Here is a 23,035-nt window from a genome sequence, read left to right on the forward strand (position 1 = left end):
CTTAAAGTTTATCAAACTCCTTAGCGTTTTCTAAGCACACCACTTCTAAATTGGGGTGAATGTCCATTTTAAGCTGTCTTTCAATGACATTTTTTAAAGTGATCTTACTGCTAGAGCAAGTCTTGCACGCTCCCTCTAAAGCCACATAAATTTTCATGCTTTTCACCCCTAGCACTTCAATATTACCGCCATCTTTGAGCAAGTAAGGGCGGATCTTTTCTATCACAATACGCACCGGTTTTTGTAAATCTTCATCGCTAAATTCTATCATTTTTTAAAACCCTCTTTGAAATTTTACTTTAAGATACCATATAATGAGCCATTTTTATCAAACAACGCTTTTTAAGAGTGGCTCAAGGGCTAATTGGATAGAATAGAGCCACTATTAGAATAAGGTTTTGATGACGATATGGAAATTAAAAACATCAAAGAGTTTGAAAAAGCTTCCAAAAAACTCCAAAAAGACACTTTAAAGATCGCTCTCGCTCTTTTGTTTCTCATCGGTGCCGCTTTGCTCGCTCTCATTTTTGGGCAGGCTAATTCTAAGGGATTGTTGCTTATTTTTGCGGCCGTGATTGGGGGGTATATGGCGATGAATATTGGCGCGAACGATGTGTCTAATAATGTCGGCCCTGCCGTAGGCTCTAAAGCCATTAGCATGGGCGGGGCGATTTTGATTGCTGCGATTTGCGAAATGCTTGGAGCGATCATTGCCGGGGGGGAAGTGGTTTCTACGATTAAGGGCCGTATCGTTTCGCCTGAATTTATTAATGATGCGCACATTTTCATTAATGTCATGTTGGCTAGCTTACTCAGTGGGGCGTTGTGGTTGCATGTAGCGACTTTAATTGGCGCTCCCGTTTCCACTTCACACTCTGTAGTAGGGGGGATTATGGGGGCTGGAATGGCAGCAGCTGGAATGTCTGCTATCAATTGGCATTTTTTATCAGGCATCGTGGCTAGTTGGGTAATCTCGCCTTTAATGGGGGCTTTGATAGCTATGTTTTTTTTAATGCTCATTAAAAAGACTATCGCTTATAAAGAAGATAAAAAGAGCGCGGCTTTAAAGGTCGTGCCTTATTTGGTAGCGTTGATGAGCTTAACATTCAGTTGGTATTTGATCGTTAAGGTTTTAAAACGCCTTTATGCGGTGGGTTTTGAAATCCAATTGGCTTGCGGTTGTATCCTTGCGCTTTTAATTTTTATCCTTTTTAAAAGATTTGTGTTAAAAAAAGCCCCGCAATTAGAAAATAGCCATGAAAGCGTTAATGAGCTTTTCAATGTCCCTTTGATTTTTGCCGCCGCGCTTTTAAGCTTTGCGCATGGGGCTAATGATGTGGCTAACGCTATAGGCCCCTTAGCGGCGATCAGTCAAACTTTAGAAGATGCAAATAGCCCTATGGGGAATACTTTAAGCTCTGTGCCGTTGTGGATTATGGTAGTGGGGGCAGCTGGGATCGCTTTAGGCTTGAGTTTGTATGGGCCAAAGCTCATTAAAACGGTGGGGTCTGAAATCACAGAATTAGACAAGATGCAAGCTTTTTGCATCGCGCTTTCTGCGGTCATTACCGTGCTTTTAGCCTCTCAATTAGGCTTACCGGTAAGCTCTACGCATATTGTGGTGGGTGCGGTGTTTGGGGTGGGCTTTTTAAGGGAGCGTTTAAGGGAGCAATCCAGAAGGCGTTTTGCCAGAATCAGAGACAACATTGTAGCGGCGCACTTTGGGGAAGATTTAGAAGAAATTGAGGGCTTTTTAGAACGCTTTGATAAAGCCAATTTGAAAGAAAAATCGCTCATGTTAGAGAGCTTGAAAAAAAGCAAGAACACCGCCATCGCTTTGGAATTGAAAAAGAAAGAAAAAAAGTCGCTTAAAAAAGTGTATAAAGAAGAAGTGATCAAACGCTCCATTTTAAAAAAGATTGTTACCGCTTGGTTGGTAACCGTGCCGGTTTCTGCGCTTTTAGGCACGCTTCTTTTTGTGGCTCTTGGTTTTATAGAAAAGTATTTCTAGGGTTTTTGAAGGCTTGATTTTTAAAGTTAGGCTTAATCTTTTATGTTAAAATTCTAAGATTTTATATATTTTATATTTATCGTTAGGTTTTAGGTTTAAATCATGGGGAGGAATCAAGGAGCTTATTTGGATCCGTCTGAATCAATTTTGATGTTGATGGTTGCTTTTTTATTGGTGCTGTTAAACGCTTTTTTTGTGCTTTCAGAGTTTGCCCTTGTGAAAGTGCGTAAAACCCGCTTAGAAGAGCTGGTTAAAATCGGTAATTCCAACGCTAAACTCGCTTTAAAGATGAGTCAAAGACTAGACACTTATTTGAGCGCCACGCAGTTAGGCATCACCCTTTCTTCATTAGCTTTAGGCTGGGTGGGTGAACCCGCTATCGCAAAATTGTTAGCCGCACTGTTTGAGTCTATGGATATGAGAGAAAATCCTATTTTTATCCATTCAATGAGCGTGGTTATAGCGTTTTTAAGCATCACTTTTTTGCATGTCGTGTTGGGCGAGATCGTGCCTAAATCTTTAGCGATCGCTAAATCTGAAAAAGCCGCTCTTTTTGCCGCGCGCCCTTTGCATGTGTTTTGGGTCGTGTTTTACCCGGTGGTGCGCCTGTTTGATGTGATCGCTCATTTCTTTTTAAAAAAAGTGGGCATCAATCCTAAAGAGCATGACGGCACGCATTCTGAAGAAGAGTTAAAAATCATTGTGGGCGAGAGTTTGAGAGAGGGCATTATTGATTCAGTGGAGGGCGAAATCATTAAAAACGCGGTGGATTTTTCTGACACGAGCGCTAAAGAAATCATGACCCCACGAAAAGACATGGTGTGTTTGGACGAAGAAAACAGCTATGAAGAAAATATAGACATTGTTTTAAAAAGCCATTTCACGCGCTACCCTTATTGTAAAGGCTCTAAAGACAACATTATCGGCATGGTGCATATCAGAGACTTGCTCTCTCGCTCTATTTTCACCCCTAAAATGCATGATTTCAAGCAAATCGTTAGGAAAATGATCATCGTCCCTGAAAGCGCGTCTATTTCTCAAATCCTTATCAAAATGAAAAAAGAGCAAATCCATACCGCTTTGGTGATTGATGAATACGGCGGCACGGCTGGGTTGCTCACTATGGAAGATATTATTGAAGAGATCATGGGTGAGATTAGCGACGAATACGATTTGAAACAAGAGGGCGTGAACAAGCTTGAAGAGGGCGTGTTTGAATTAGAGGGCATGCTGGATTTAGAGAGCGTAGAAGAAGTGCTTCACATTGAATTTGACAAAGAATGCGAGCAGGTAACGCTTGGGGGCTATGTTTTCAGCTTGTTAGAGCGCATGCCTATGGAGGGAGATACAATCGTTTCGCATGGGTATTCTTTTGAAGTCTTAAGCGTGGATGGGGCCAGGATAAAACGCTTGAAAGCGGTTAAACAAGATCATGGAGAAAATGAAGCATGAAAAAAACAACCCTCTTTGTATTGGGCTTATTATTCAATAACTTTTTAAATGCTGTTGATGGAGTTTCTCAAACCGAGCCTTCTTCTTTGAATTTGGCTGAAGACAGCGCACCCTTGAACCATTCTAACGCTCAAAAACTCTCTTTAAAAAACGCATGGGCTAGGGTATTGTCTAATCATGAAGGCTTGCATGCGCAAGAATACGCCATTAAAAGAGCGAGTAAAATGAAATTAGCGGCTAAGCTTTCTTTTTTGCCTCAAATTGATTTGAGCGCTTTTTATGTGTATCTTTCTAACCCTATTAAAATGGATTTTGCCAGCCAAAAACAAGCGGGCGTGCAAAAAGCCACCAACCAGATCCATCAAGGCTTGCAAAACATCCAGCAAAATATCCCCCCTCAAGTCCTAACCCCTCAAATCCAAGCGGGCATGCAAGGGGTGATGCAAGGTTTTGGGGCTTTGAGCAGCACTTTAGAAGCCCCCTTATTGTTTTCTAAGCAAAATGTGGTGATTGGGGCTTTGAGCATTATTTATCCCCTGTATATGGGTGGGGCAAGATTCACGATGGTGCGCATTGCGGATTTGATGCAAAAAGACGCTAATGAAGTGTATCGCTTGAAAAAGCTTTCCACTTTTCAAGAGCTTGTGAGCGTGTATTATGGCATGGTGTTAAACGCAGAAGTGGCTGAAACTTTAGAAGAGGTAGAAAAAGGCCATTATAAGCATTTCCAAAACGCTTTGAAAATGCAAAAAGTAGGGCAAATCGCTAGGGTAGAAACCTTAGGCGCTCAAGTGGCTTATGATAAGGCCCATATCGCTAGCGTTAAGGCTAAAGACGTGTTAGAAGTTTCGCAGCTCTCGTTCAATTCCATTTTATCTAGCAAGGACGATCTAGCGCCTTCAAGCAAATTAGAGATCCACACCGAGAAAAATCTGCCCGATCTGAGCTTTTTTGTTGCTTCCACGCTCAATTCCTACCCGGCTTTAAAGACTTTAGAAAATCAGGTTCAAATTTCTAAAGAAAACACGAAACTACAGATCGCTAAATTCTTGCCCCAAGTGCATTTTTTTGGCTCTTATCTCATGAAACAAAACAATTCGGTGTTTGAAGACATGATCCCTAATTGGTTTGTGGGCGTAGCCGGGCGCATGCCTATTCTTTCTCCCACAGGGCGTATCCAAAAATACCAAGCGAGCAAATTAGCCGAGTTGCAAGCCAGTAGCGAGCAAATCCAGGCTAAAAAAAACATGGAATTGTTAGTGAATAAGACTTATAAAGAGACGCTTTCTTATTTGAAAGAATACAAAAGCTTGCTTTCTAGCGTGGAATTAGCTAAGGAAAACTTAAAACTCCAAGAGCAGGCTTTTTTACAAGGCTTAAGCACGAACGCTCAAGTCATTGATGCAAGGAACACGCTTTCTTCTATCATCGTGGAGCAAAAAAGCGTGGCTTATAAATACATTGTTTCATTAGCGAATTTAATGGCGTTAAGCGATCATATTGATTTATTTTATGAATTTGTTTATTAAAGGAAAAAATCATGTCAAACAGCATGTTGGATAAAAATAAAGCGATTCTTACAGGGGGTGGGGCTTTATTATTAGGGCTAATCGTGCTTTTTTATTTAGCTTATCGCCCTAAGGCTGAAGTGCTGCAAGGGTTTTTGGAAGCCAGAGAATACAGCGTGAGTTCCAAAGTCCCTGGCCGCATTGAAAAGGTGTTTGTTAAAAAAGGCGATCGCATTAAAAAGGGCGATTTGGTTTTTAGCATTTCTAGCCCTGAATTAGAAGCCAAGCTCGCTCAAGCTGAAGCCGGGCATAAAGCCGCTAAAGCGCTTAGCGATGAAGTCAAAAGAGGCTCAAGAGACGAAACGATCAATTCTGCAAGAGACATTTGGCAAGCGGCAAAATCTCAAGCCACTTTAGCCAAAGAGACTTATAAGCGCGTTCAAGATTTGTATGATAACGGCGTGGCGAGCTTGCAAAAGCGCGATGAAGCCTATGCGGCTTACGAAAGCACCAAATACAACGAGAGCGCGGCTTACCAAAAGTATAAAATGGCTTTAGGGGGGGCGAGCTCTGAAAGCAAGATTGCCGCTAAGGCTAAAGAGAGCGCGGCTTTAGGGCAAGTGAATGAAGTGGAGTCTTATTTAAAAGATGTCAAAGCGACAGCCCCTATTGATGGGGAAGTGAGTAATGTGCTTTTAAGCAGCGGTGAGCTTAGCCCTAAGGGCTTTCCTGTGGTGCTCATGATAGATTTAAAGGATAGTTGGTTAAAAATCAGCGTGCCTGAAAAGTATTTGAACGAGTTTAAGGTGGGTAAGGAATTTGAGGGTTATATCCCAGCGTTGAAAAAAAGCGCGAAATTTAGGGTTAAATATTTGAGCGTTATGGGCGATTTTGCAACATGGAAAGCGACGAACAATTCCAACACTTACGACATGAAAAGCTATGAAGTGGAGGCCATACCCTTAGAAAAGTTGGAAAATTTTAGGGTAGGGATGAGCGTGTTAGTTACCATTAAACCTTAAAAAGGATTGTTTTGTTCAAATTGATAAGCGCATGGGTTTTACAAGACAAGTTCTTGTTTGTCGTGTGTTTTATATTGCCTTTTTGTTTAGGGGTTTTAGGCACGCAAATCTTTAAACAAGAAATCCCAAGACAGCTCCCTATCGTGGTGGTGGATTTGGATAAGACCACGACAAGCCATCAGGTAGCGTTTGAATTAGGCGCAACGAGCGCGCTTCAAATCAAACACCAAGTGGCTAGCCTTTTAGAAGCCAAACGCTTTTTAAATTCCTCTGAAGCGTATGGGGCGTTAGTTTTGCCTAGAGATTTAGAGAAAAAAATTAAAATGGGGCGAAAGGTGGATTTGCCCTTTTATTATAATGCGGAGTATGTTTTAGTGGGGAAAACGCTCAAAAACGCCTTTTTACAAACCGCTTTGACTTTAGACGCTAAAACCTTAGCCACCAAAGCTTTAGTGCGAGATTCCAATTTGATTTTGGCTAAAGCCCAAGCAATACCTATTGTTTTGCAATTGCATGCCCTATACAATGAAGAAAACAATTACACGCAATACCTTTTAAGCGTGATGCTGCCTTGCATGTGGCTTATTTTCATTGCGATTGGCATGCTCAATTTCATTCAAAAAACCTCTAACATGCGCGAGCTTTTGATCAGTATTGTAGCGAATGTGTGCGTGTTTAGCTTTTGGGGGATGGGCATGGCGTTTTATTTTAATTTCATTGGCATGCAGGGGCATTATGCGCATTTGTTGTTGGTCTTTTTGGCGGTAGTTTTAATGGCGCTCGTTATGAGCGGGTTTGTGGTGCTAGTTTATGGCATTTCAAAAAGCGTTATTGAAACTGCGGGCGCGATTGGGGTCTATACCGCTCCAAGCTTTGCGTTTGCTGGGGTGACTTACCCGCAAAACAACATGGAAATTTTTGGGGATTTTTGGAGTCATTGCTTGCCCATTAGCCATTTTATGAAGTTCTTTTTACAAGAGGCTTACTATAAGACGGATTTTACCGAGTCTTTAAATTCTTTAATGCCGCTTGTGTTTTTCTTAATCTTTTTAGCTTTAGGGCTTTTGATTTTTTATTTTTCTTTTAAAAAAGACAAGGCTAGCGCATGAATTTTTTTAAAATCCTTTTAATGGAATTAAGGGCTATTGTTTCTCATAAGGGCGTTTTGTTAATCCTTATAGGCGCTCCTTTAATCTATGGCTTGCTTTATCCTTTGCCTTATTTGAAAGACATCGTAACGCAGCAAAAAATCGCCCTTGTAGATGAAGACAATTCCTTTCTTTCCAGGCAATTAGCCTTCATGGCACAAAGCTCCAACGAGTTAGAAATCGCTTTTTTTAGCCCCTCTATGTTAGAAGCTAAAAAGCTTTTAAAAGAAGAAAAAATTTATGGGATCTTACATATCCCTTCGCATTTTGAAGCCAATATTTATAAACAAGTGCCTGTAACGATAGATTTTTATGCGAACGCCAATTACTTTTTGATTTATGGCGCCTTAGCGAATGCGGTGGTGGGGAGCATCAACGCCTTAAACGATGAAATAAGGTTCAAACGCAACGCTCAAATAGAAGAAGCTGAATTAGGGACAGACGGGATTAAAATCAGGCCTATCGCTTTGTATAACCCTAGTGAGGGGTATTTGAATTACGCGCTCTCTAGCGTGTTTATTTTCATTTTGCACCAGGTGATGCTCATTGCAAGCAGCATGTTTACTAGCTCCAGGCGTTTGGAATTGGCCCTTTTAGACAAAAAACAAATCGCTTTAAGGCTGTGCGCAAGACTCTTGGTGTTCATGGGGGCGTTTAGCGTTTTTATTTTATGGTATTTTGGGGCGCTGTTTTCTTTTTATGGGATCGAACGGCATGGGAGCGCTTTAATGGTGTTTTTGAACAGCTTGATTTTCATGCTTGCGGCCTTGAGTTTGGGGTCGTTTTTAGGGGCATGGATCAAAAATGAAGCCCACACCACTCAAATCGTTTTAATCTCTTCTTTGCCCTTGATTTTTATGATGGGTTTTGTGTGGCCTTTTGAATCCTTGCCCTCTTATTTACAGGCTTTCGTTCAAATAGTGCCAGCTTATCATGGGATCAGTTTGCTCGGGCGATTGAATCAAATGCATGCGGAATTTATAGATGTTTCCATCCATTTTTACGCACTTATTGCGATTTTTATCGTGAGTTTTATAGGGTGCGTGTTCAAACTCAGCTCTTTAAAGAAAGCTTGTGAAAACGCTTAAACACCTCATCACTTCCAAGCACCAAACTAAAGCGTCTCGCTTTTTAGGGTATCTTATGCCTTTTAGCGATTTTGAAAAAACCCTTTTGCAATTGAAAAAAGAGCATTTTAAAGCCGCGCATTTTGTAACGGCGTTCCGCTATTCTTTAGAGGGTAAAATCACGGAGGGTTTTAGCGATGATGGCGAGCCTAAAGGGAGTTCAGGAATGCCTGTGCTTAGCGTTTTAAGGCGAGAGAGTTTGATCAATATAGGATTAGTGAGCGTGCGTTATTTTGGAGGCACGCTTTTAGGGGTGGGGGGCTTGATGAAAGCTTATGCCACTAGTGCGTTATTATGCGTAGAAAACGCTCAAAGAGAAAACGCTTTGAAGGATTTTGTGGAGTTGGAAACTTTAAGCGCTCATTATTCTTACAAAGAATTAGACGCTCTTCAGCGTGAAATTAAGAAATTTAGCTTACAATTAAACAAAAAGAATTTTTCAAACCAAAGCGTGGAAGTGGAAATCAGCGGCGAAAGAGAAAATTTGCAAGCGTTTTTACAACAAAATAAGATAAATTAGGGAGAGTAGTATGGAATTTTTGAGCGGGTATTTTTTATGGGTTAAGGCTTTCCATGTGATAGCGGTCATTTCGTGGATGGCAGCGTTATTTTATTTGCCGCGCCTTTTTGTCTATCATGCAGAAAACGCGCATAAAAAAGAGTTTGTAGGCGTGGTTAAAATCCAAGAAAAAAAGCTTTATTCCTTTATCGCTTCGCCGGCTATGGGTTTCACGCTGATTACAGGGATTTTAATGTTGTTGATAGAGCCTACACTCTTTAAAAGTGGGGGTTGGTTGCATGCTAAGTTGGCTTTAGTGATCTTACTTTTAGCCTATCATTTTTATTGCAAAAAATGCATGCGCGAGCTGGAAAAAGACCCTACAAGAAGAAACGCAAGGTTTTATCGTGTGTTTAATGAAATACCCACGATTTTAATGATTCTCATTGTGATCTTAGTGGTTGTCAAGCCTTTTTAAAGACAAGCCATGAAGAAAGAAAAGCACCTCAAGCAAGAAAAAATCATCAACATGTTTGATGATATAGCCAGCTCTTACGATCAAGCCAACCGCTTGATGAGTTTTGGCTTAGATATTAAATGGCGCCAAAGGGCTTGCGAGCATGCGTTTTTGTTTTTGGAAAACAAGAAAGCGTTAAGGCTTGTGGATGTGGCATGCGGGACGGGGGATATGCTCATAGCTTGGCAAAAAAGCGCTCTCCATTGCGGCATAGAGTTTAAGGAATGTTTGGGGATTGACCCCTCTAATAACATGCTTGAATTAGCCATTAAAAAATGTGAAGAGCTTGAAAACAAAGCTTCTTTCATCCAAGCTCAAGCCAAAGATTTAAAAGGCGTTGAAAATAACAGCGTGGATATCCTCTCTATTGCGTATGGCTTGCGTAATATCGTGGAAAGACAAGAAGCTTTAAAAGAGTTTTTTAGGGTGTTAAAACCTAGGGGCGTTTTAGTGATTTTAGAATTTTTAAAAAAAGACAACCCCACATGGTTGGATAAAATTTCAGGGTTTTACACGAATAAGGTTTTGCCTTTAGTGGGAGGAGCTATCAGTAAAAATTATGGCGCTTATTCTTATTTGCCGCAATCCATTGAAGGGTTTTTGAGTTTAGAGGGCTTGAAACATGAATTAAAAAACGCAGGGTTTGAGATTTTAAGGACTGAAGATTCTATCGCTCAAATTTCAACGACCATGCTTGTGAAAAAAAGCTAAAGGAATGCCCCATGCAAGACGACTTGTTTGAAACCGAAAAAGCCCCCCAAAAAAACACTAAAAGCGCTAAAAACGCCCCTAAAAAAAGTTTTGAAGAGCATGTTCATTCCCTAGAGCAAGCCATAGATCGCTTGAATGATCCTAATTTATCCTTAAAAGACGGGATGGATTTGTATAAAACAGCCATGCAAGAATTGTTTTTGGCGCAAAAGCTCTTAGAAAACGCTTATTTAGAGTATGAAAAACTCCAAACGCCAGACAAAAAGGCTTAAAGCATGCAAGTGTTTGCCTTACAGCTAGAGTCTTTTAAAGAAAATCTCATGCAATCTTTATGCAACTCCATACCCGAGCAAAGCGTAGTGGTGTTGCCTGAATACGTGATCAACCCCTTTTTCCACCATAACATGGGATTGGATGCGAATGCAATCAGCGATCAATCCAAACGAGCGATTGACTTCCTCTCTCAAAAATGCGAAGAATTGGATTTGATCATTTCAGCCCCGGTGCTTTTAGAAGAACATTCTAAAATCTATAAAAAAATCGCCCTCATTTCTAAAGAAAATATTCAGTATTACACGCAACAACGCTTAATCCCCTATCCTCACTGGGATGAAGAAAGCTTTTTTGACAATGAAAAAAGCGTTTTTAAAGAATTGCTCGTCTTTGAAAGAGACGGCTTAAAAATCGCCCCTTTGTTTGGCTTTGAAGCGCATTTTGATGAAATATGGGTTCAGGCTAAAAATCAGGGCGTGGATGTGGTGCTTTTAAGCAGCGTGGCCACTTTTGAATCCAATGAAAGGTGGCGGCTTTTGTGCCAGATGCGCGCTTTTTGCGCTTCTTGCGTGGTGGTTAGGGCTAATAGGATCGGAGCGTATCGCCAGATCATTGTAGAAGAAGATCAAAAAAACGAATTTTTGTGGAAATTTTATGGGGATAGTTTTGTGGCCTTGCCTAATGGCGCTATTGAAGATTCTTTAGAGGGTAAAATGGGGGCTTTGAGCGCTCAAATAGATAAAAACGATATAGACAAATGGGCTAAATTGTGGCATTTTAGAACGATTAAAGAGGGTTGAATGATTGATAGAAAACTTTTATTGCAAGATTTTGACAAGGTGGCTCTTTCTTTAAAAAAGCGTAACCATGCGATGGATGATGAATTAGAGCGTTTGCACGAAGTCATCACGCATTATAAAAAGCAGCTCATTGAATTAGAAGGCTTGCAAGCCTTTCAAAACAAGGTTTCTAAAGAATTTGGTATTAAAATGGCTCAAAAAGTGGATACAAGCGATCTCAAAAAAGAGCTAGAAAACAATAAAATCAAACTGAATGAGCTTTCCAAAAGCGTGAGCGAAGCAGAACAAGAAATGGATTTAAAGCTTTCCATAATCCCCAATCTAGTGGATGAAAAAACCCCTTTAGGTGCGAATGAAGAAGACAATATAGAAATTAAAAAAATCTTAACCCCCAGGGTTTTTACTTTCAAACCCAAAGAACATTTTGAACTCGCTCAAAAAAATGGTTGGATTGATTTTGAAAGCGGCGTGAAACTCGCTAAAAGCCGTTTTTCGGTCATCAGAGGTTTTGGAGCGAAAATTTATCGCGCGCTCATTTATTTAATGTTGGATTTTAATGAAAAAAATGGTTTTGAAATCATCTACACGCCGGCGTTAGTGAATGAAAAAATGCTTTTTGGGACCGGGCAATTACCCAAATTCAAAGAAGATGTTTTTAAAATAGAAAATGAAAATTTGTATTTGATCCCCACCGCTGAGGTAACGCTCACCAATCTATACAACGACACCATTATTAGTGTTGAAAACCTCCCCATTAAAATGACCGCGCACACGCCTTGTTTCAGGAGCGAAGCAGGGAGCGCGGGCAAGGACACAAGAGGAATGATAAGACAGCACCAATTTGATAAAGTAGAGCTAGTGGCTATCACGCACCCTAAAGAAAGCGATGCGATGCAAGAATATATGCTAGAGAGCGCGAGCGAGATTTTAAAGGCTTTGGAATTACCGCACCGGTTCGTGCAATTGTGCAGTGGGGATTTAGGCTTTAGCGCGAGCAACACGATAGATATTGAAGTGTGGCTGCCTGGGCAAAATTGCTACAGAGAAATCAGCTCGGTGTCTAACACGAGGGATTTTCAAGCCAGGCGCGCCAAAATCCGCTTCAAAGAAAATCAAAAAAACCAATTAGCGCACACCTTAAACGGCTCTTCTTTAGCGGTAGGCAGGACGATGGTCGCTTTAATGGAAAACCACCAGCAAGCGGATGGGAGCATTCATATTCCTAAGGCGTTAGAAAAATACCTTTAAGGCTAGTTTGTGCTGAATGAAGAACAAAATTCATTAGAAGAAAAAGGGGGCGAAAACAAAAACGAAAAAGAAACCCCCTTAAAGGGCATTCATTCTAAAATCCCCTCTTTGAAGCAGGCTTTGGAGCAGACGATTAATAAAATCAAAAGCTCTAAAGAGTTTTTTAAACAGATTTTACACAATAAAAAAAAGCTTTATATCGCGCTTGGAATATTGCTTTCACTCATCGCGCTCATTGTAATTTTGAGCTTGTTACTAGGGCATAAAAAAGAAAATAAACAAACTTCTTTACAAACTAATACCGCCACCACCAATAACGAAACGCCTAATAACACCAACAACGCTAACAACGCGCAAGCCGAGGGGCAAATAGAGAATTTAGACTTACCCGATCTAATCGGCAAAGATTCCCTCAAACGAAACGATGAAAATCAAGTGGATGCGATCATGAAAAAAGCGAGCCTTTTGTATGAGCAAGGGCAAAAAGATGAAGCCTTACACCTGTTTGACAAAGCCGCTTCTTTTTCGCAAGGGATTGCGAGCCATAATTTAGGGGTGATTAAATTTAAAGAAAAGGATTTTAACGGGGCGTTGGATTTGTTTGATTCCAGTATCGCTTCTAAAGAAAATGCGAGCGTGAGCGCGATTGATGCGTTAGTGAGCGCTTATCATTTGCAAGATGAGGATTTGTATGATCACTATCTAAAAATTGTAAGAGACACTCTGTATAAAGATTACAAAAAGTCTTTTTATTCCTACGCTTACGCGCTCAAATCCTATTACGCTGGAGAGTATTTTGAAGCCCTTTCGCCTTTAATGCACCCTAATTCCAACGCCTTTTTAAAGCCTAACGCGCGCTTAGCGTCTAAATTGTTTTTGATGTTTAAAGATGAAACCAACGCTTACAAGCAATTACAAAAAAGCGCAAACGCCCAAGATGAGCTCGCTTTAGGGCTTTTGCAGGCCCGTTTGGGCCATTACAAGCAGGCTTTGGAGCATTTGCAGCATTATTTGCACAACTACCCTAAAGATTTAAACGCTTTGATGGCTTTGGAATTGGTGAGTTTGAAAAAAGGCGACACCCTTAAAGCGAGCGAAGCCTTAAAATTAGCCAGCCACACCAAAGAAGACACGCTATTAGCCAACTCTTTTTACCCCATCAAGCCCACTATAAACCCTATTTTTTTAGACAAAGAAAGAGCCAAAGAGCGTTTTTGGAACACGCAATATTTTGAAGGCAAGAGGGATTTTATTTACCGCTTGCTGTTTTATTACGCTCCTTTTAAGGTTTTAGACTCTAAAGAAACTTTAGGCGTGATTGAAGAGGGGCTGTTTCTTTTAGACTCTGAAGCGCAAAAGGATTTAGAGGGGGCAAGCCTTGCTTTTAAAAGGGGGCGTTTGATGGCGATAGCGGATAAAAACGCGCTCAAAGGGTTGAAAGCGTTAGAAAACAAGCAGTTAAAAAAAGCCCTTTCTTTTTTTGATTTGTCTTTAAAAAATAGCCCCAATAACGCGCTCCTCCATTATAATACGGGCTTGATTTATGCGCAATTGGAAAATTACCACAAAGCTTATTTCCATTTTTTAAGGGCTTTTCATTTAAACTCTGCGGATTATTTGAGCGCGGTTTTTGCGATTTTAGCCTCGCATTTCACCCACGAAGACACCACGGAGTTTTTAAGAGAAATCACCGAGAATTTTTATAGTCAGGATTTTTCTAGCCCCACGCAAAAAGCCTTACTCTCTTCGCTCATCGCTTATTTGAATTACCGCACGAATTGGGATATGGACTGGCTTAAAAACGCCCCTAAAAAGCTCCCTTTTTATTACGCACTAGAAGCGGTGTTCGCTAAAGAGAGCAAGGATAAAAAATTGATGGTGCAATCTTTTGGGCATTTAAAAAAAATGCTCCCTAAAGATCTCATCTCTAATATCTTTTATGAAATCGTCTCGTATTATGATGCGAGTATCCGGCACACTTTAAGCATTTACACCCTTTTAGATTCGCATAAAATCAGTTGGGATCAAACCATGCAAGGGCCTATTTTAGGGCGTCATTTCTACGCTTACATGGGGTTTATGGTCAATGATTTGGATCATCAAGAAAGATTATTGGAGCAAAAAATCGCCAGTTTAGAAGAGAAAGAAGCCCCTAACGATTGGTTAGAAAATTTAGCGTTAGTGAGTTTGTTTCAAGGCCAGTATGAAAAAGCAAGCGCGTTGTATCAAAACTTAATTGATGGGCTTAAGGATAATGAGGTGCGCTTAAAAATCCTAGCGGGTTTGACTTATATCGCGCAGAATAATTACAATAACGCCGCTTTATGGCTAGAGCTTGGGAAATTAGACGATCCGAATAATGAAAATATCCGTTACGCTTTAGGGTTGTTGTATCAAAGAAAAGGGGATTTAAAATCCGCATTAAACCATTTTTTAGCCATTAAAACCTCTGATTTTTCTTCGCCTTATTTTGATTTTGAAATTGATACCAACCTTTTAAAAGAGCGTTTAAACCAAGAAGAAAAGGGCGAGTTTTTAGAATAATGGGTTTTGAAAAAAGCATTTTAGACAATTTGAACGGAGCGCAAAAAATCGCTGCAAGCCACATTCAAGGGCCTTTGTTGATTTTAGCGGGAGCTGGGAGCGGCAAGACCAAGACTTTAACGAGCCGTTTGGCGTATTTGATTGGCGCTTGTGGCGTGCCTAGCGAAAACACTTTAACGCTCACTTTCACCAATAAAGCGAGTAAAGAAATGCAAGAAAGGGCTTTGAAATTATTAAAAAACCAAGCCCTTATCCCCCCCTTGCTTTGCACTTTCCATCGTTTTGGTTTGCTGTTTTTAAGGCAACACATGAATCTTTTAAAAAGAGCGTGCGATTTTTCGGTGCTAGATAGCGATGAAGTCAAAACGCTGTGTAAACAGCTCAAAATTTCAAACTTTAGAGCCAATATTTCTCAAATCAAAAACGGCATGATGGATTTGAGCATGCAAGATAGCGAATGTTATAAAGCGTATGAGCTTTATCAAAACGCACTCAAAAAAGACAATTTAGTGGATTTTGACGATTTGCTTTGTTTAAGCCTTAAGATTTTACAAGATAATGAAAAACTCGCTAAAGAGGTTAGCGAGCGCTACCATTACATTATGGTAGATGAATACCAAGACACGAACGCCCTGCAACTAGAATTTTTAAAACAATTGAGTTGCGCGCACCATAATTTGTGCGTGGTGGGCGATGACGATCAGAGCATTTATGGGTTTAGGGGGGCGGATATTTCTAATATTTTAAATTTTTCCAAGCATTTTAAGGGGGCTAAAATAGTGAAATTAGAGACCAATTATCGCTCTAGCGCTGAAATCTTAGCGTGCGCTAACTCCCTTATTAGCCATAACCAACACCGCCACATTAAAACGCTTCAAAGTTTCAAAGGCTCGCATAAAAGCGTGGTTTGTAAAGAATATTTGACGCAAAAAGAAGAGAGCTTGGATGTGGCTTATCAAATCAAAGCCCTTTTAAAGAAAGGCGAAAATTTAGAAAATATCGCTATTTTGTATCGTTTAAACGGGCTTAGCCGCAGCATTGAAGAGAGCTTGAACGCTTTGAATATCCCTTATAGGCTCATTGGGGCGGTGAGTTTCTATGAAAGAGCTGAGGTTAAAGACGCTTTGGCGTTCATGCATGCAGTGGCGAAAAAAGACGATCGCTTTTTTATTAAGCGCGTTTTAAACAAGCCCCCAAGAGGCCTTGGCAAGATCACTCAAGAATGGATTTTTTCTCTTTTAGATGAAGAGGATTTGAATTTAGAAGAAGCGCTAAAAATTGGGGCGTTTAAAGACAAACTAAACCCTAAAAACGAATACGCTTTAAAGAAATTCACCGCTATGATAGGGCGTTTGAGGGAGGCTTTTGAAATTTCAGTAGAGAAGTTTTGCGCTCAGTTTTTAGAAGAGACTAACCTTTTAAAAAGCTATGAAAAAGAAGACAATTACGAAGAAAGAGAGGGCTTTGTTAAAGAGCTTTTGAGTTTAGTGAAAGAGCATTTTAAAACTAACCCCACGCATTCTTTATTGGATTTTTTGAATGAAAGCGTGTTAGATGTCCATAACACAGAAAACGCGCAAAAAGTGAGCTGCATGAGCGTGCATATGAGTAAGGGGTTAGAGTTTAAGCATGTGTTTGTGATCGGATTAGAAGAAGGGTTTTTCCCGCATAGGGGGTTCAATCAAGAAAGCGATTTGGAAGAAGAAAGGCGTTTGGCTTATGTAGCGATCACTAGGGCTAAAGAAGAATTACAACTTTCTTATGTCAAAGAGCGTTCGTATTTTGGGAGAAAAATTTCTTGCTCGCCCTCTATGTTTTTAGAAGAAGCCAAGTTGCTCAAACAAGAAAAACCCCCTAAACAAAATCACCAAAAAAATACGCCCATTAAAGTGGGGGATTTGATCAAACATAAGATTTTTGGCACCGGTAGGGTTTTAGGCGTGGAAAAGGGCTTGAGCGGTTTGTGCTTGAAAATCAATTGCGGAGGGAATGTCTATGATAAAATCTCAGAAAAATTTGTAGAAAAAGTGGATAACGAGTTTTGAAAATTTTAACCCTTTTTTTGATAAGTTTAAACATGCTCTTCGCCCTAGATTTAAATACGCTTAAAACAGGGATTAAAGAAACTTATCTCAAAGAATACAAAGACTTAAAATTAGAAATTGAAACAATCAATTTAGAAATCCCAGAGCGCTTTTCTCATGCTTCCATTTTAAGCTATGAATTGAGCGCTTCTAACAAGCTTAAAAAAGATGGGGTCGTGTTTTTAAAATTGGAAAATGAGCCTAATTTACGCCTACCGGTGCGTTATAGCGTGATAGGCAGCATGCAGGCTTTTAAAAGCATAAGCGCGATTAAAAAAGACGAGAACATTACCGCTAACAACACCAAAAAAGAGCGCGTTTTGTTTGGCGCGTTTTCTAACCCCTTATTAGAGGGCGCGATTGATAGAGTGAGCGCGAAACATTTTATCCCCCCTGACACGCTTTTAAGCGCAGATAAAACCCAAGCCTTAATCATCGTGCGTAAAAACGACATTATCACCGGGGTGTATGAAGAGGGGCAAATCAGCATAGAAATAAGCCTAAAAGCCCTAGAAAATGGCGCACTTAATCAAATCATTCAAGCGAAAAATTTAGAAAGCAATAAAATCTTAAAAGCAAAAGTGTTGAGCAGCTCTAAAGCGCAAATCTTATAAAGGATATTCATGAAATTAGTTTTAGGCATCAGCGGGGCGAGCGGGATACCCCTAGCCTTGCGGTTTTTAGAAAAATTACCCAAAGAAATTGAAGTGTTTGTCGTGGCGTCTAAAAACGCGCATGTCGTGGCGTTAGAAGAATCGAATATCAACCTTAAAAACGCCATGAAAGACTTACGGCCTAGCGCGACTTTTTTTAACGAGCAAGATATTCATGCGAGCATCGCTTCAGGGAGTTATGGTATCCATAAAATGGCGATCATTCCGGCGAGTATGGACATGGTGGCTAAAATCGCGCATGGCTTTGGGGGGGATTTGATTTCTAGGAGCGCGTCTGTGATGCTTAAAGAAAAGCGCCCCTTACTCATTGCCCCTAGAGAAATGCCTTTAAGCGCTATCATGTTGGAAAATTTGCTCAAACTCGCCCATTCTAATGCGATCATCGCGCCGCCGATGATGACTTATTACACCCAGAGCAAGACTTTAGAAGCGATGCAAGATTTTTTAGTGGGGAAGTGGTTTGACAGCTTAGGGATAGACAATGACTTATACCCACGATGGGGAATGAACTGATGCAAAAAATCGGCATTTACCCGGGCACTTTTGATCCGGTCACTAACGGGCATATAGACATTATCCACCGCTCTAGCGAATTGTTTGAAAAGCTCATTGTCGCTGTGGCACACTCAAGCGCTAAAAACCCCATGTTTAGTTTAGATGAGCGCTTAAAAATGATGCAACTGGCCACTAAAAGTTTTAAAAATGTAGAATGCGTTGCGTTTGAAGGGCTGTTAGCTAATTTGGCTAAAGAATACCATTGTAAAGTGCTAGTTAGGGGCTTAAGGGTGGTGAGCGATTTTGAATACGAATTGCAAATGGGCTATGCGAACAAATCCTTAAACCACGAATTAGAGACCTTGTATTTCATGCCCACTTTACAAAATGCGTTTATCAGCTCTTCTATCGTGCGATCCATTATCGCGCATAAGGGCGATGCGAGCCATTTAGTGCCTAAAGAAATTTATCCTTTGATTTCAAAGGCTTAAAATGTATGTGGTGTTAGAAGGCGTTGATGGCGCGGGCAAAAGCACTCAAGTAGGATTATTAAAAGACAGGTTTAGAAACGCCCTTTTTACTAAAGAGCCAGGGGGGACAAAAATAGGCGAAACTTTAAGGCGTATCGCTTTAAATGAAAATGTCAGCGAATTAGCTAGAGCGTTTTTATTTTTAAGCGATAGGGCTGAGCATACAGAAAGCGTGATCAAACCGGCATTGAAAGAAAAAAAGCTCATCATTAGCGACAGGAGTTTGATTTCTGGCATGGCTTATAGCGAGTTTTCAAACTTGGAATTAAACTTGCTTGCCACTCAAAGCATCTTGCCTGCAAAAATCGTTCTTTTAGTGATAGATGAAGAGGGCTTAAAAGAGCGCTTAAGCCTTAAAAGTTTAGACCAAATAGAAAACCAAGGCACAGAAAAATTACTCACAATCCAGCAAAAGCTCAAAGCTCATGCTTATGCGCTAAAAGAAAAATTCGGGTGCGAAGTTTTGGAACTAAACGCTAAAGAAAGCGTTAAAAACTTACACGAACAAATCACCGCCTTTATACAATGCGTTGTTTAACTTGTTTGAAGCTTTCTTTTAAGCCTCTTTGCCCAAATTGCCTAAACGATCTGCCCTTAAGCTTAAAGGTAAGGGTTTTAGAGGGCGTGAGCGTGTATAGTTTTTACGCTTATAGCGAAATAGAAGAGCTCATTAAAAGCAAATACGCGCTGATTGGCTCTCGCATTTTGCCCTTGCTTTCTCAAAAAGCCGGCGCGGAATTTGTGAAAATCCTACAAGAACAAGGCTTGAATACCCCCCTTTATGGCATCGCCATTGATGATAAAATCAAATCCTTTTACTCGCATTCAGCCGTGCTTTTAAAAGGCTTTTGTCAAGACAATTTAAAGCCCACTTATGGGACTTTAAGAGCCACAAATACTATTTCGTATGCCGGGAAAAGCCTGGAATTTCGCACTAACAACCCACGAAATTTCACTTTCAAAGGCGATGAGAATTTAGATTATTTTTTATTAGATGACATTATCACCACCGGCACCACTCTAAAAGAAGCCCTGAAATACCTTAAGGCTTTAAACATTAAAGCGCACTTTGCGATCGCGCTTTGCAGCGCGGACGAATGAGTTATAATTTTGTTTTTAAAAAGGATACCCATGAATAAAGTTCAATCCATTGAGCCTCAAATCGCTGATAAGTTCAACAACGAGTTAAGAAGTTATAACCTAAACTACAAACTAGAGCAAGAAAGCCTGAATACAGAAATTGATGAAGCTTTAAAAAATTACGCTTCTAAAAATGGGGGTTTAGGGGGTAACCGCCCTGATGTGAAACTTTTATTAAACACACAAGACCCCAACAGAAGAGTCCCTATTTTAATAGAATACAAAGGGCTAAAAGACAAGCTCATTAAATTAGACAAAAACAAACTGGTAGAAAACTTTAAAAACCATGAGCCTTATTATAAAAACATTAGAGAATACGCCCTAAATGGGGCTTTACATTACGCTAATGCGATTTTACACCACACGAGCTACACTGAATGCATCGCCATAGGCATCACAGGCTATAAAGACGATAAGGGCGGTATATGCTCTCAAATCGCTGTTTATTATGTGAATAAAAGCAATTTGGGCATGGGGATAGATGTTTCAAAAGGTGAGCAAGGTTATAGCGATCTATCTTTTTTAAGCCGTAAGCATTTTAACGACTTTATTAAACGAGTAGACACCCTTTCTTTAAGCGATAAAGATTTAGAGTGCATTAGAGAAAAGAAAAACCAAGAAATAGAAGACTGCTTGACTCGTCTCAATAACAATATTTATGACAAAGAAAAGAATTTTTTAAGCGAACACAATCGGGTATATTTAGTGATTGCGAGCATTATCGCTAATTTAGGCATCCCTAATTTGGTAACCCCCCTAAAAAAAGAAGATTTAAAATCCAGCGATGAGGTCCATCAAAGAGATGGCGACATCATGCTCAGAAAAATCCAATCCTTTTTAGAGAATAAGCATTTGCCCCAAGAAAAAAGGCAAAGCATTATTTCTTTATTAGAGCCTTTATTGAGAAACGAAAACAACAACAAAGCCATTGATGGCGAAAGCCGTTTGAAGCGCTGTTTTAGTGAAATCGTGGATAGTTTGGGCATTTATTATAAGATCGGTCTTAGCACGGATTTTACCGGTAAATTGTTCAATGAAATGTATCGCTGGCTGGGTTTCACGCAAGACAAATTAAACGATGTGGTGCTCACACCCCCTTATGCCGCCACGCTTTTAGCCAGACTCTCCAAAGTCAATAAGGATAGTTTCGTGTGGGATTTTGCTACCGGAAGCGCTGGGCTATTAGTCGCAAGCATGAATTTAATGATAGAAGACGCTAAAAAGTGTATCACTAGTCCAGAGGAATTAGAGCAAAAAATCGCCCATATTAAAGCCAAGCAACTTTTAGGCATAGAAATCTTACCGGATATCCACATCCTAGCGGTGTTAAACATGATTTTAATGGGCGATGGGAGCAGTCAAATCTTAAACCAAAACAGCTTGAGCGATTTTGATGGCAAAGTCAATAACGAAGAGTTTAAAGCTAACGCTTTTGTTTTAAACCCGCCTTATTCCGCTAGCGGTAATGGCATGGTGTTTGTGGAGCAGGCTTTAGCAAAAATGCAAAGCGGTTATGCGAGCGTGATCATCCAATCAAGCGCCGGCAGTGGCCAAGCCAAAGAATACAATGTAAGGATTTTGGAAAAACACACGCTTTTAGCGAGCATTAAAATGCCTTCAGATTTATTCATCGGTAAAAGCAGCGTTCAAACCCATATCTATGTTTTTAGAGTCAATGAAAAGCATGACGCTAAGCAAAGGGTGAAATTTATTGATTTCAGTAACGACGGCTACGCTAGAGCGAATCGCAAAAAAGCCAAAGCCAGCCACAATTTAAAAGACACGCATAACGCCAAAGAGCGCTACAACGAATTCGTGGACTTAGTCCATATTGGCCAATCATGTTTGAAATTTTTAAGCGAAGATGACTACTATGAAAACACCATAGACCCCAAAAACGGGAGCGATTGGAACCAAAATAAACCCACTGAGACCAAACCTGAATTAGAGGATTTTAAAAGAACGATAGCCGATTACCTTTCTTATGAAGTGGGTTTGATTTTAAAAAACCAAACGCCCCCAAAGTGATAGGCCCCCTTAGTAGCCAACTCAACGCTATTAAGTGGGGCGAGTTTTCATACGAAACCATATACGAGCTACAAAAAACAACAAAATTATTAAGCAAAAAAGATTGCGTTGAAAATGGAAAAATACCATTATTTACATCAGATAGTAAGAATAATGGCATTGTTGGTTATGTGAATTGTGAGCCTAGTTATAAATTAAAGAATAATCAATGCATGGTAGTATTTGGAGACCACACAAGAACATTTAATATTGCTAAAAATGATTTTTGTATCGCAGATAATGTAAAAGTTTTAAAGCCTATAAAAAATTTTAGTATAAGGATTTTACTATTCATTAACACTATGTGGGGTAAAAAAATCATTGATAAGGGTTACGCTAGACATTGGAGCTTGGCAAAAATTGCAAAAATCCAACTACCCCTAAAACCCACCGCTAACGCTCAAACCCTTAAAGATATTGATTTTATTTTCATGGAAAAATTCATAGCCGAACTTGAGCAGTGTCGGCTCGCCGAACTTCATGCTTATTTAAAAGCTACAGGGCTAGAAAACACCACCCTTTCTAGCGAAGAAGAAAACGCCCTCAATGTTTTCAATGGCAACAATTCGGGGGGGGTAATACCCCATGCGGCTTAACATGGCAACACTTCAAACTAGGGGATTTGTTTGAGATTGAAAAACCTTAAGCTTTAATAAAGACGCTTTAACGCAAGGAGAAGATTACGATTATATTACAAGGACTTCGCAAAATCAAGGCGTTTTGCAAGCCACAGGATTTGTCAATGCAGAAAATTTAAACCCACCATTTACTTGGAGTTTAGGGCTTTTACAAATGGATTTTTTCTATCGTAAAAAATCATGGTATGCGGGACAATTCATGCGAAAAATCACGCCAAAAGCTGAAATCAAAAATAAAATTAATTCGCGCACAGCCCACTATTTCACAACGCTTTTAAACGCCTTAAAACGCCCTTTATTGAGTGTATTAGTTAGGGATATTGATAAAACTTTTAGGGAGCAAAAAATCCAATTACCCCTAAAACCCACCGCTAAAACTCAAACCCTTGAGGATGTAGATTTTGATTTCATGCGCACCCTAATCAACGCCCTAATGAAACAAACCATTCAAGGCGTGGCTCAATACTGCGGCGCTAAAATCCAAGCCACAAAAGAAGTTATCAGCCAAGAAACGCCCGTTCAAAAAGACTCGTTATTTTGAAATAGA

At 40.0% G+C, this 23,035-nt stretch carries 21 protein-coding genes and 1 pseudogene; 21 read left to right on the forward strand and 1 reads right to left on the reverse strand.

Translation table 11 applies throughout. The features are described from left to right. Nucleotide 1 precedes the first annotated feature (1 nt). Nucleotides 2-271, reverse strand: coding sequence for a NifU family protein (locus tag EAL44_RS00295; RefSeq protein ID WP_000569296.1), 270 nt, complete (start codon nt 269-271; stop codon nt 2-4). A 138-nt stretch (nt 272-409) separates the two neighbouring features. On the opposite strand from EAL44_RS00295, the gene EAL44_RS00300 reads away from it, so the two are divergent. The 21 genes and pseudogenes from EAL44_RS00300 to EAL44_RS00400 all read left to right on the forward strand — a co-directional run bounded on the left by EAL44_RS00300 (nt 410) and on the right by EAL44_RS00400 (nt 23,029). Continuing rightward, entirely contained in the window at nt 410-2,011 is a 1,602-nt protein-coding gene (locus EAL44_RS00300; protein WP_121073456.1) for an inorganic phosphate transporter, read from the forward strand. Between the two features lie 102 nt (nt 2,012-2,113). Further along, nucleotides 2,114-3,463, forward strand: a complete 1,350-nt coding sequence (locus tag EAL44_RS00305; protein ID WP_121073459.1) for a hemolysin family protein — start codon at nt 2,114-2,116, stop codon at nt 3,461-3,463. Then, on the forward strand, nt 3,460-4,992 hold the full coding sequence (locus EAL44_RS00310) for a TolC family protein (RefSeq protein ID WP_121073462.1): 1,533 nt from the start codon (nt 3,460-3,462) through the stop codon (nt 4,990-4,992). Before EAL44_RS00305 ends, EAL44_RS00310 begins: the two co-directional genes overlap by 4 nt. A gap of 11 nt (nt 4,993-5,003) precedes the next feature. Beyond that, nucleotides 5,004-5,993: an HlyD family secretion protein gene (locus EAL44_RS00315; protein WP_121073465.1), complete on the forward strand. Its 990-nt coding sequence runs from the start codon at nt 5,004-5,006 to the stop codon at nt 5,991-5,993. Nucleotides 5,994-6,004: 11 nt separating this feature from the next. Next, the gene (locus tag EAL44_RS00320; protein WP_121073469.1) at nt 6,005-7,102 is read left to right on the forward strand and encodes an ABC transporter permease; all 1,098 of its coding nucleotides are present in this window, start codon (nt 6,005-6,007) and stop codon (nt 7,100-7,102) included. Further along, nucleotides 7,099-8,229 (forward strand): ABC transporter permease, encoded by a 1,131-nt coding sequence (locus EAL44_RS00325; RefSeq protein WP_121073473.1) that lies wholly within the window; start codon nt 7,099-7,101, stop codon nt 8,227-8,229. The genes EAL44_RS00320 and EAL44_RS00325 overlap by 4 nt, the downstream gene beginning before the upstream one ends. Next, a complete protein-coding gene (locus tag EAL44_RS00330; RefSeq protein ID WP_121073476.1) occupies nt 8,216-8,788 on the forward strand; it encodes a YigZ family protein in 573 nt (190 codons plus the stop codon). The genes EAL44_RS00325 and EAL44_RS00330 overlap by 14 nt, the downstream gene beginning before the upstream one ends. Nucleotides 8,789-8,798: 10 nt before the next feature. Beyond that, nucleotides 8,799-9,245 carry a protoporphyrinogen oxidase HemJ gene (gene hemJ, locus EAL44_RS00335; protein WP_000395098.1) on the forward strand — a complete coding sequence of 149 codons (447 nt, stop codon included), beginning with the start codon at nt 8,799-8,801 and terminating at the stop codon, nt 9,243-9,245. 9 nt (nt 9,246-9,254) lie between these two features. After that, nucleotides 9,255-9,995 carry a bifunctional demethylmenaquinone methyltransferase/2-methoxy-6-polyprenyl-1,4-benzoquinol methylase UbiE gene (gene ubiE / locus EAL44_RS00340; protein WP_121073479.1) on the forward strand — a complete coding sequence of 247 codons (741 nt, stop codon included), beginning with the start codon at nt 9,255-9,257 and terminating at the stop codon, nt 9,993-9,995. Between the two features lie 11 nt (nt 9,996-10,006). Beyond that, complete coding sequence (locus tag EAL44_RS00345; protein ID WP_121073482.1) at nt 10,007-10,267, forward strand: exodeoxyribonuclease VII small subunit; 261 nt, start codon at nt 10,007-10,009, stop codon at nt 10,265-10,267. Between the two features lie 3 nt (nt 10,268-10,270). After that, the gene (locus EAL44_RS00350) at nt 10,271-11,068 is read left to right on the forward strand and encodes a carbon-nitrogen hydrolase family protein (protein WP_121073485.1); all 798 of its coding nucleotides are present in this window, start codon (nt 10,271-10,273) and stop codon (nt 11,066-11,068) included. Continuing rightward, complete coding sequence (serS, locus tag EAL44_RS00355) at nt 11,069-12,316, forward strand: serine--tRNA ligase (protein ID WP_121073488.1); 1,248 nt, start codon at nt 11,069-11,071, stop codon at nt 12,314-12,316. It begins immediately after the preceding gene. 9 nt (nt 12,317-12,325) lie between these two features. Further along, nucleotides 12,326-14,860, forward strand: a complete 2,535-nt coding sequence (locus EAL44_RS00360) for a tetratricopeptide repeat protein (protein ID WP_121073491.1) — start codon at nt 12,326-12,328, stop codon at nt 14,858-14,860. After that, nucleotides 14,860-16,905, forward strand: a complete 2,046-nt coding sequence (gene uvrD, locus EAL44_RS00365; RefSeq protein ID WP_162970301.1) for a DNA helicase UvrD — start codon at nt 14,860-14,862, stop codon at nt 16,903-16,905. Before EAL44_RS00360 ends, uvrD begins: the two co-directional genes overlap by 1 nt. Next, entirely contained in the window at nt 16,902-17,558 is a 657-nt protein-coding gene (flgA, locus tag EAL44_RS00370) for a flagellar basal body P-ring formation chaperone FlgA (RefSeq protein WP_121073498.1), read from the forward strand. Before uvrD ends, flgA begins: the two co-directional genes overlap by 4 nt. A 9-nt stretch (nt 17,559-17,567) precedes the next feature. Beyond that, complete coding sequence (locus EAL44_RS00375; protein WP_121073502.1) at nt 17,568-18,131, forward strand: UbiX family flavin prenyltransferase; 564 nt, start codon at nt 17,568-17,570, stop codon at nt 18,129-18,131. Next, entirely contained in the window at nt 18,131-18,604 is a 474-nt protein-coding gene (gene coaD, locus EAL44_RS00380; RefSeq protein WP_001169242.1) for a pantetheine-phosphate adenylyltransferase, read from the forward strand. Before EAL44_RS00375 ends, coaD begins: the two co-directional genes overlap by 1 nt. A gap of 1 nt (nt 18,605) precedes the next feature. Next, nucleotides 18,606-19,181 carry a dTMP kinase gene (tmk, locus tag EAL44_RS00385; protein WP_121073505.1) on the forward strand — a complete coding sequence of 192 codons (576 nt, stop codon included), beginning with the start codon at nt 18,606-18,608 and terminating at the stop codon, nt 19,179-19,181. After that, nucleotides 19,169-19,744 carry a ComF family protein gene (locus EAL44_RS00390; protein ID WP_121073510.1) on the forward strand — a complete coding sequence of 192 codons (576 nt, stop codon included), beginning with the start codon at nt 19,169-19,171 and terminating at the stop codon, nt 19,742-19,744. The genes tmk and EAL44_RS00390 overlap by 13 nt, the downstream gene beginning before the upstream one ends. Before the next feature lie 30 nt (nt 19,745-19,774). After that, nucleotides 19,775-21,811 carry an N-6 DNA methylase gene (locus EAL44_RS00395; protein WP_121073513.1) on the forward strand — a complete coding sequence of 679 codons (2,037 nt, stop codon included), beginning with the start codon at nt 19,775-19,777 and terminating at the stop codon, nt 21,809-21,811. Beyond that, a pseudogene (locus EAL44_RS00400) lies at nt 21,808-23,029 on the forward strand (restriction endonuclease subunit S). The gene EAL44_RS00395 and the pseudogene EAL44_RS00400 overlap by 4 nt, the downstream one beginning before the upstream one ends. The last annotated feature ends 6 nt before the right edge of the window (nt 23,030-23,035 follow it).

It is taken from the genome of Helicobacter pylori (genome assembly GCF_003637685.1).
GTDB lineage: Bacteria > Campylobacterota > Campylobacteria > Campylobacterales > Helicobacteraceae > Helicobacter > Helicobacter pylori_CJ.

Bases quoted from the DNA above. Each gene is read 5' to 3' on its own strand.
- EAL44_RS00295 (WP_000569296.1), bottom strand. From the start codon at position 271: ATGATAGAATTTAGCGATGAAGATTTACAAAAACCGGTGCGTATTGTG.
- EAL44_RS00300 (WP_121073456.1), top strand. From the start codon at position 410: ATGGAAATTAAAAACATCAAAGAGTTTGAAAAAGCTTCCAAAAAACTC.
- EAL44_RS00305 (WP_121073459.1), top strand. From the start codon at position 2,114: ATGGGGAGGAATCAAGGAGCTTATTTGGATCCGTCTGAATCAATTTTG.
- EAL44_RS00310 (WP_121073462.1), top strand. From the start codon at position 3,460: ATGAAAAAAACAACCCTCTTTGTATTGGGCTTATTATTCAATAACTTT.
- EAL44_RS00315 (WP_121073465.1), top strand. From the start codon at position 5,004: ATGTCAAACAGCATGTTGGATAAAAATAAAGCGATTCTTACAGGGGGT.
- EAL44_RS00325 (WP_121073473.1), top strand. From the start codon at position 7,099: ATGAATTTTTTTAAAATCCTTTTAATGGAATTAAGGGCTATTGTTTCT.
- hemJ (WP_000395098.1), top strand. From the start codon at position 8,799: ATGGAATTTTTGAGCGGGTATTTTTTATGGGTTAAGGCTTTCCATGTG.
- ubiE (WP_121073479.1), top strand. From the start codon at position 9,255: ATGAAGAAAGAAAAGCACCTCAAGCAAGAAAAAATCATCAACATGTTT.
- EAL44_RS00345 (WP_121073482.1), top strand. From the start codon at position 10,007: ATGCAAGACGACTTGTTTGAAACCGAAAAAGCCCCCCAAAAAAACACT.
- EAL44_RS00350 (WP_121073485.1), top strand. From the start codon at position 10,271: ATGCAAGTGTTTGCCTTACAGCTAGAGTCTTTTAAAGAAAATCTCATG.
- serS (WP_121073488.1), top strand. From the start codon at position 11,069: ATGATTGATAGAAAACTTTTATTGCAAGATTTTGACAAGGTGGCTCTT.
- uvrD (WP_162970301.1), top strand. From the start codon at position 14,860: ATGGGTTTTGAAAAAAGCATTTTAGACAATTTGAACGGAGCGCAAAAA.
- EAL44_RS00375 (WP_121073502.1), top strand. From the start codon at position 17,568: ATGAAATTAGTTTTAGGCATCAGCGGGGCGAGCGGGATACCCCTAGCC.
- coaD (WP_001169242.1), top strand. From the start codon at position 18,131: ATGCAAAAAATCGGCATTTACCCGGGCACTTTTGATCCGGTCACTAAC.
- tmk (WP_121073505.1), top strand. From the start codon at position 18,606: ATGTATGTGGTGTTAGAAGGCGTTGATGGCGCGGGCAAAAGCACTCAA.
- EAL44_RS00390 (WP_121073510.1), top strand. From the start codon at position 19,169: ATGCGTTGTTTAACTTGTTTGAAGCTTTCTTTTAAGCCTCTTTGCCCA.
- EAL44_RS00395 (WP_121073513.1), top strand. From the start codon at position 19,775: ATGAATAAAGTTCAATCCATTGAGCCTCAAATCGCTGATAAGTTCAAC.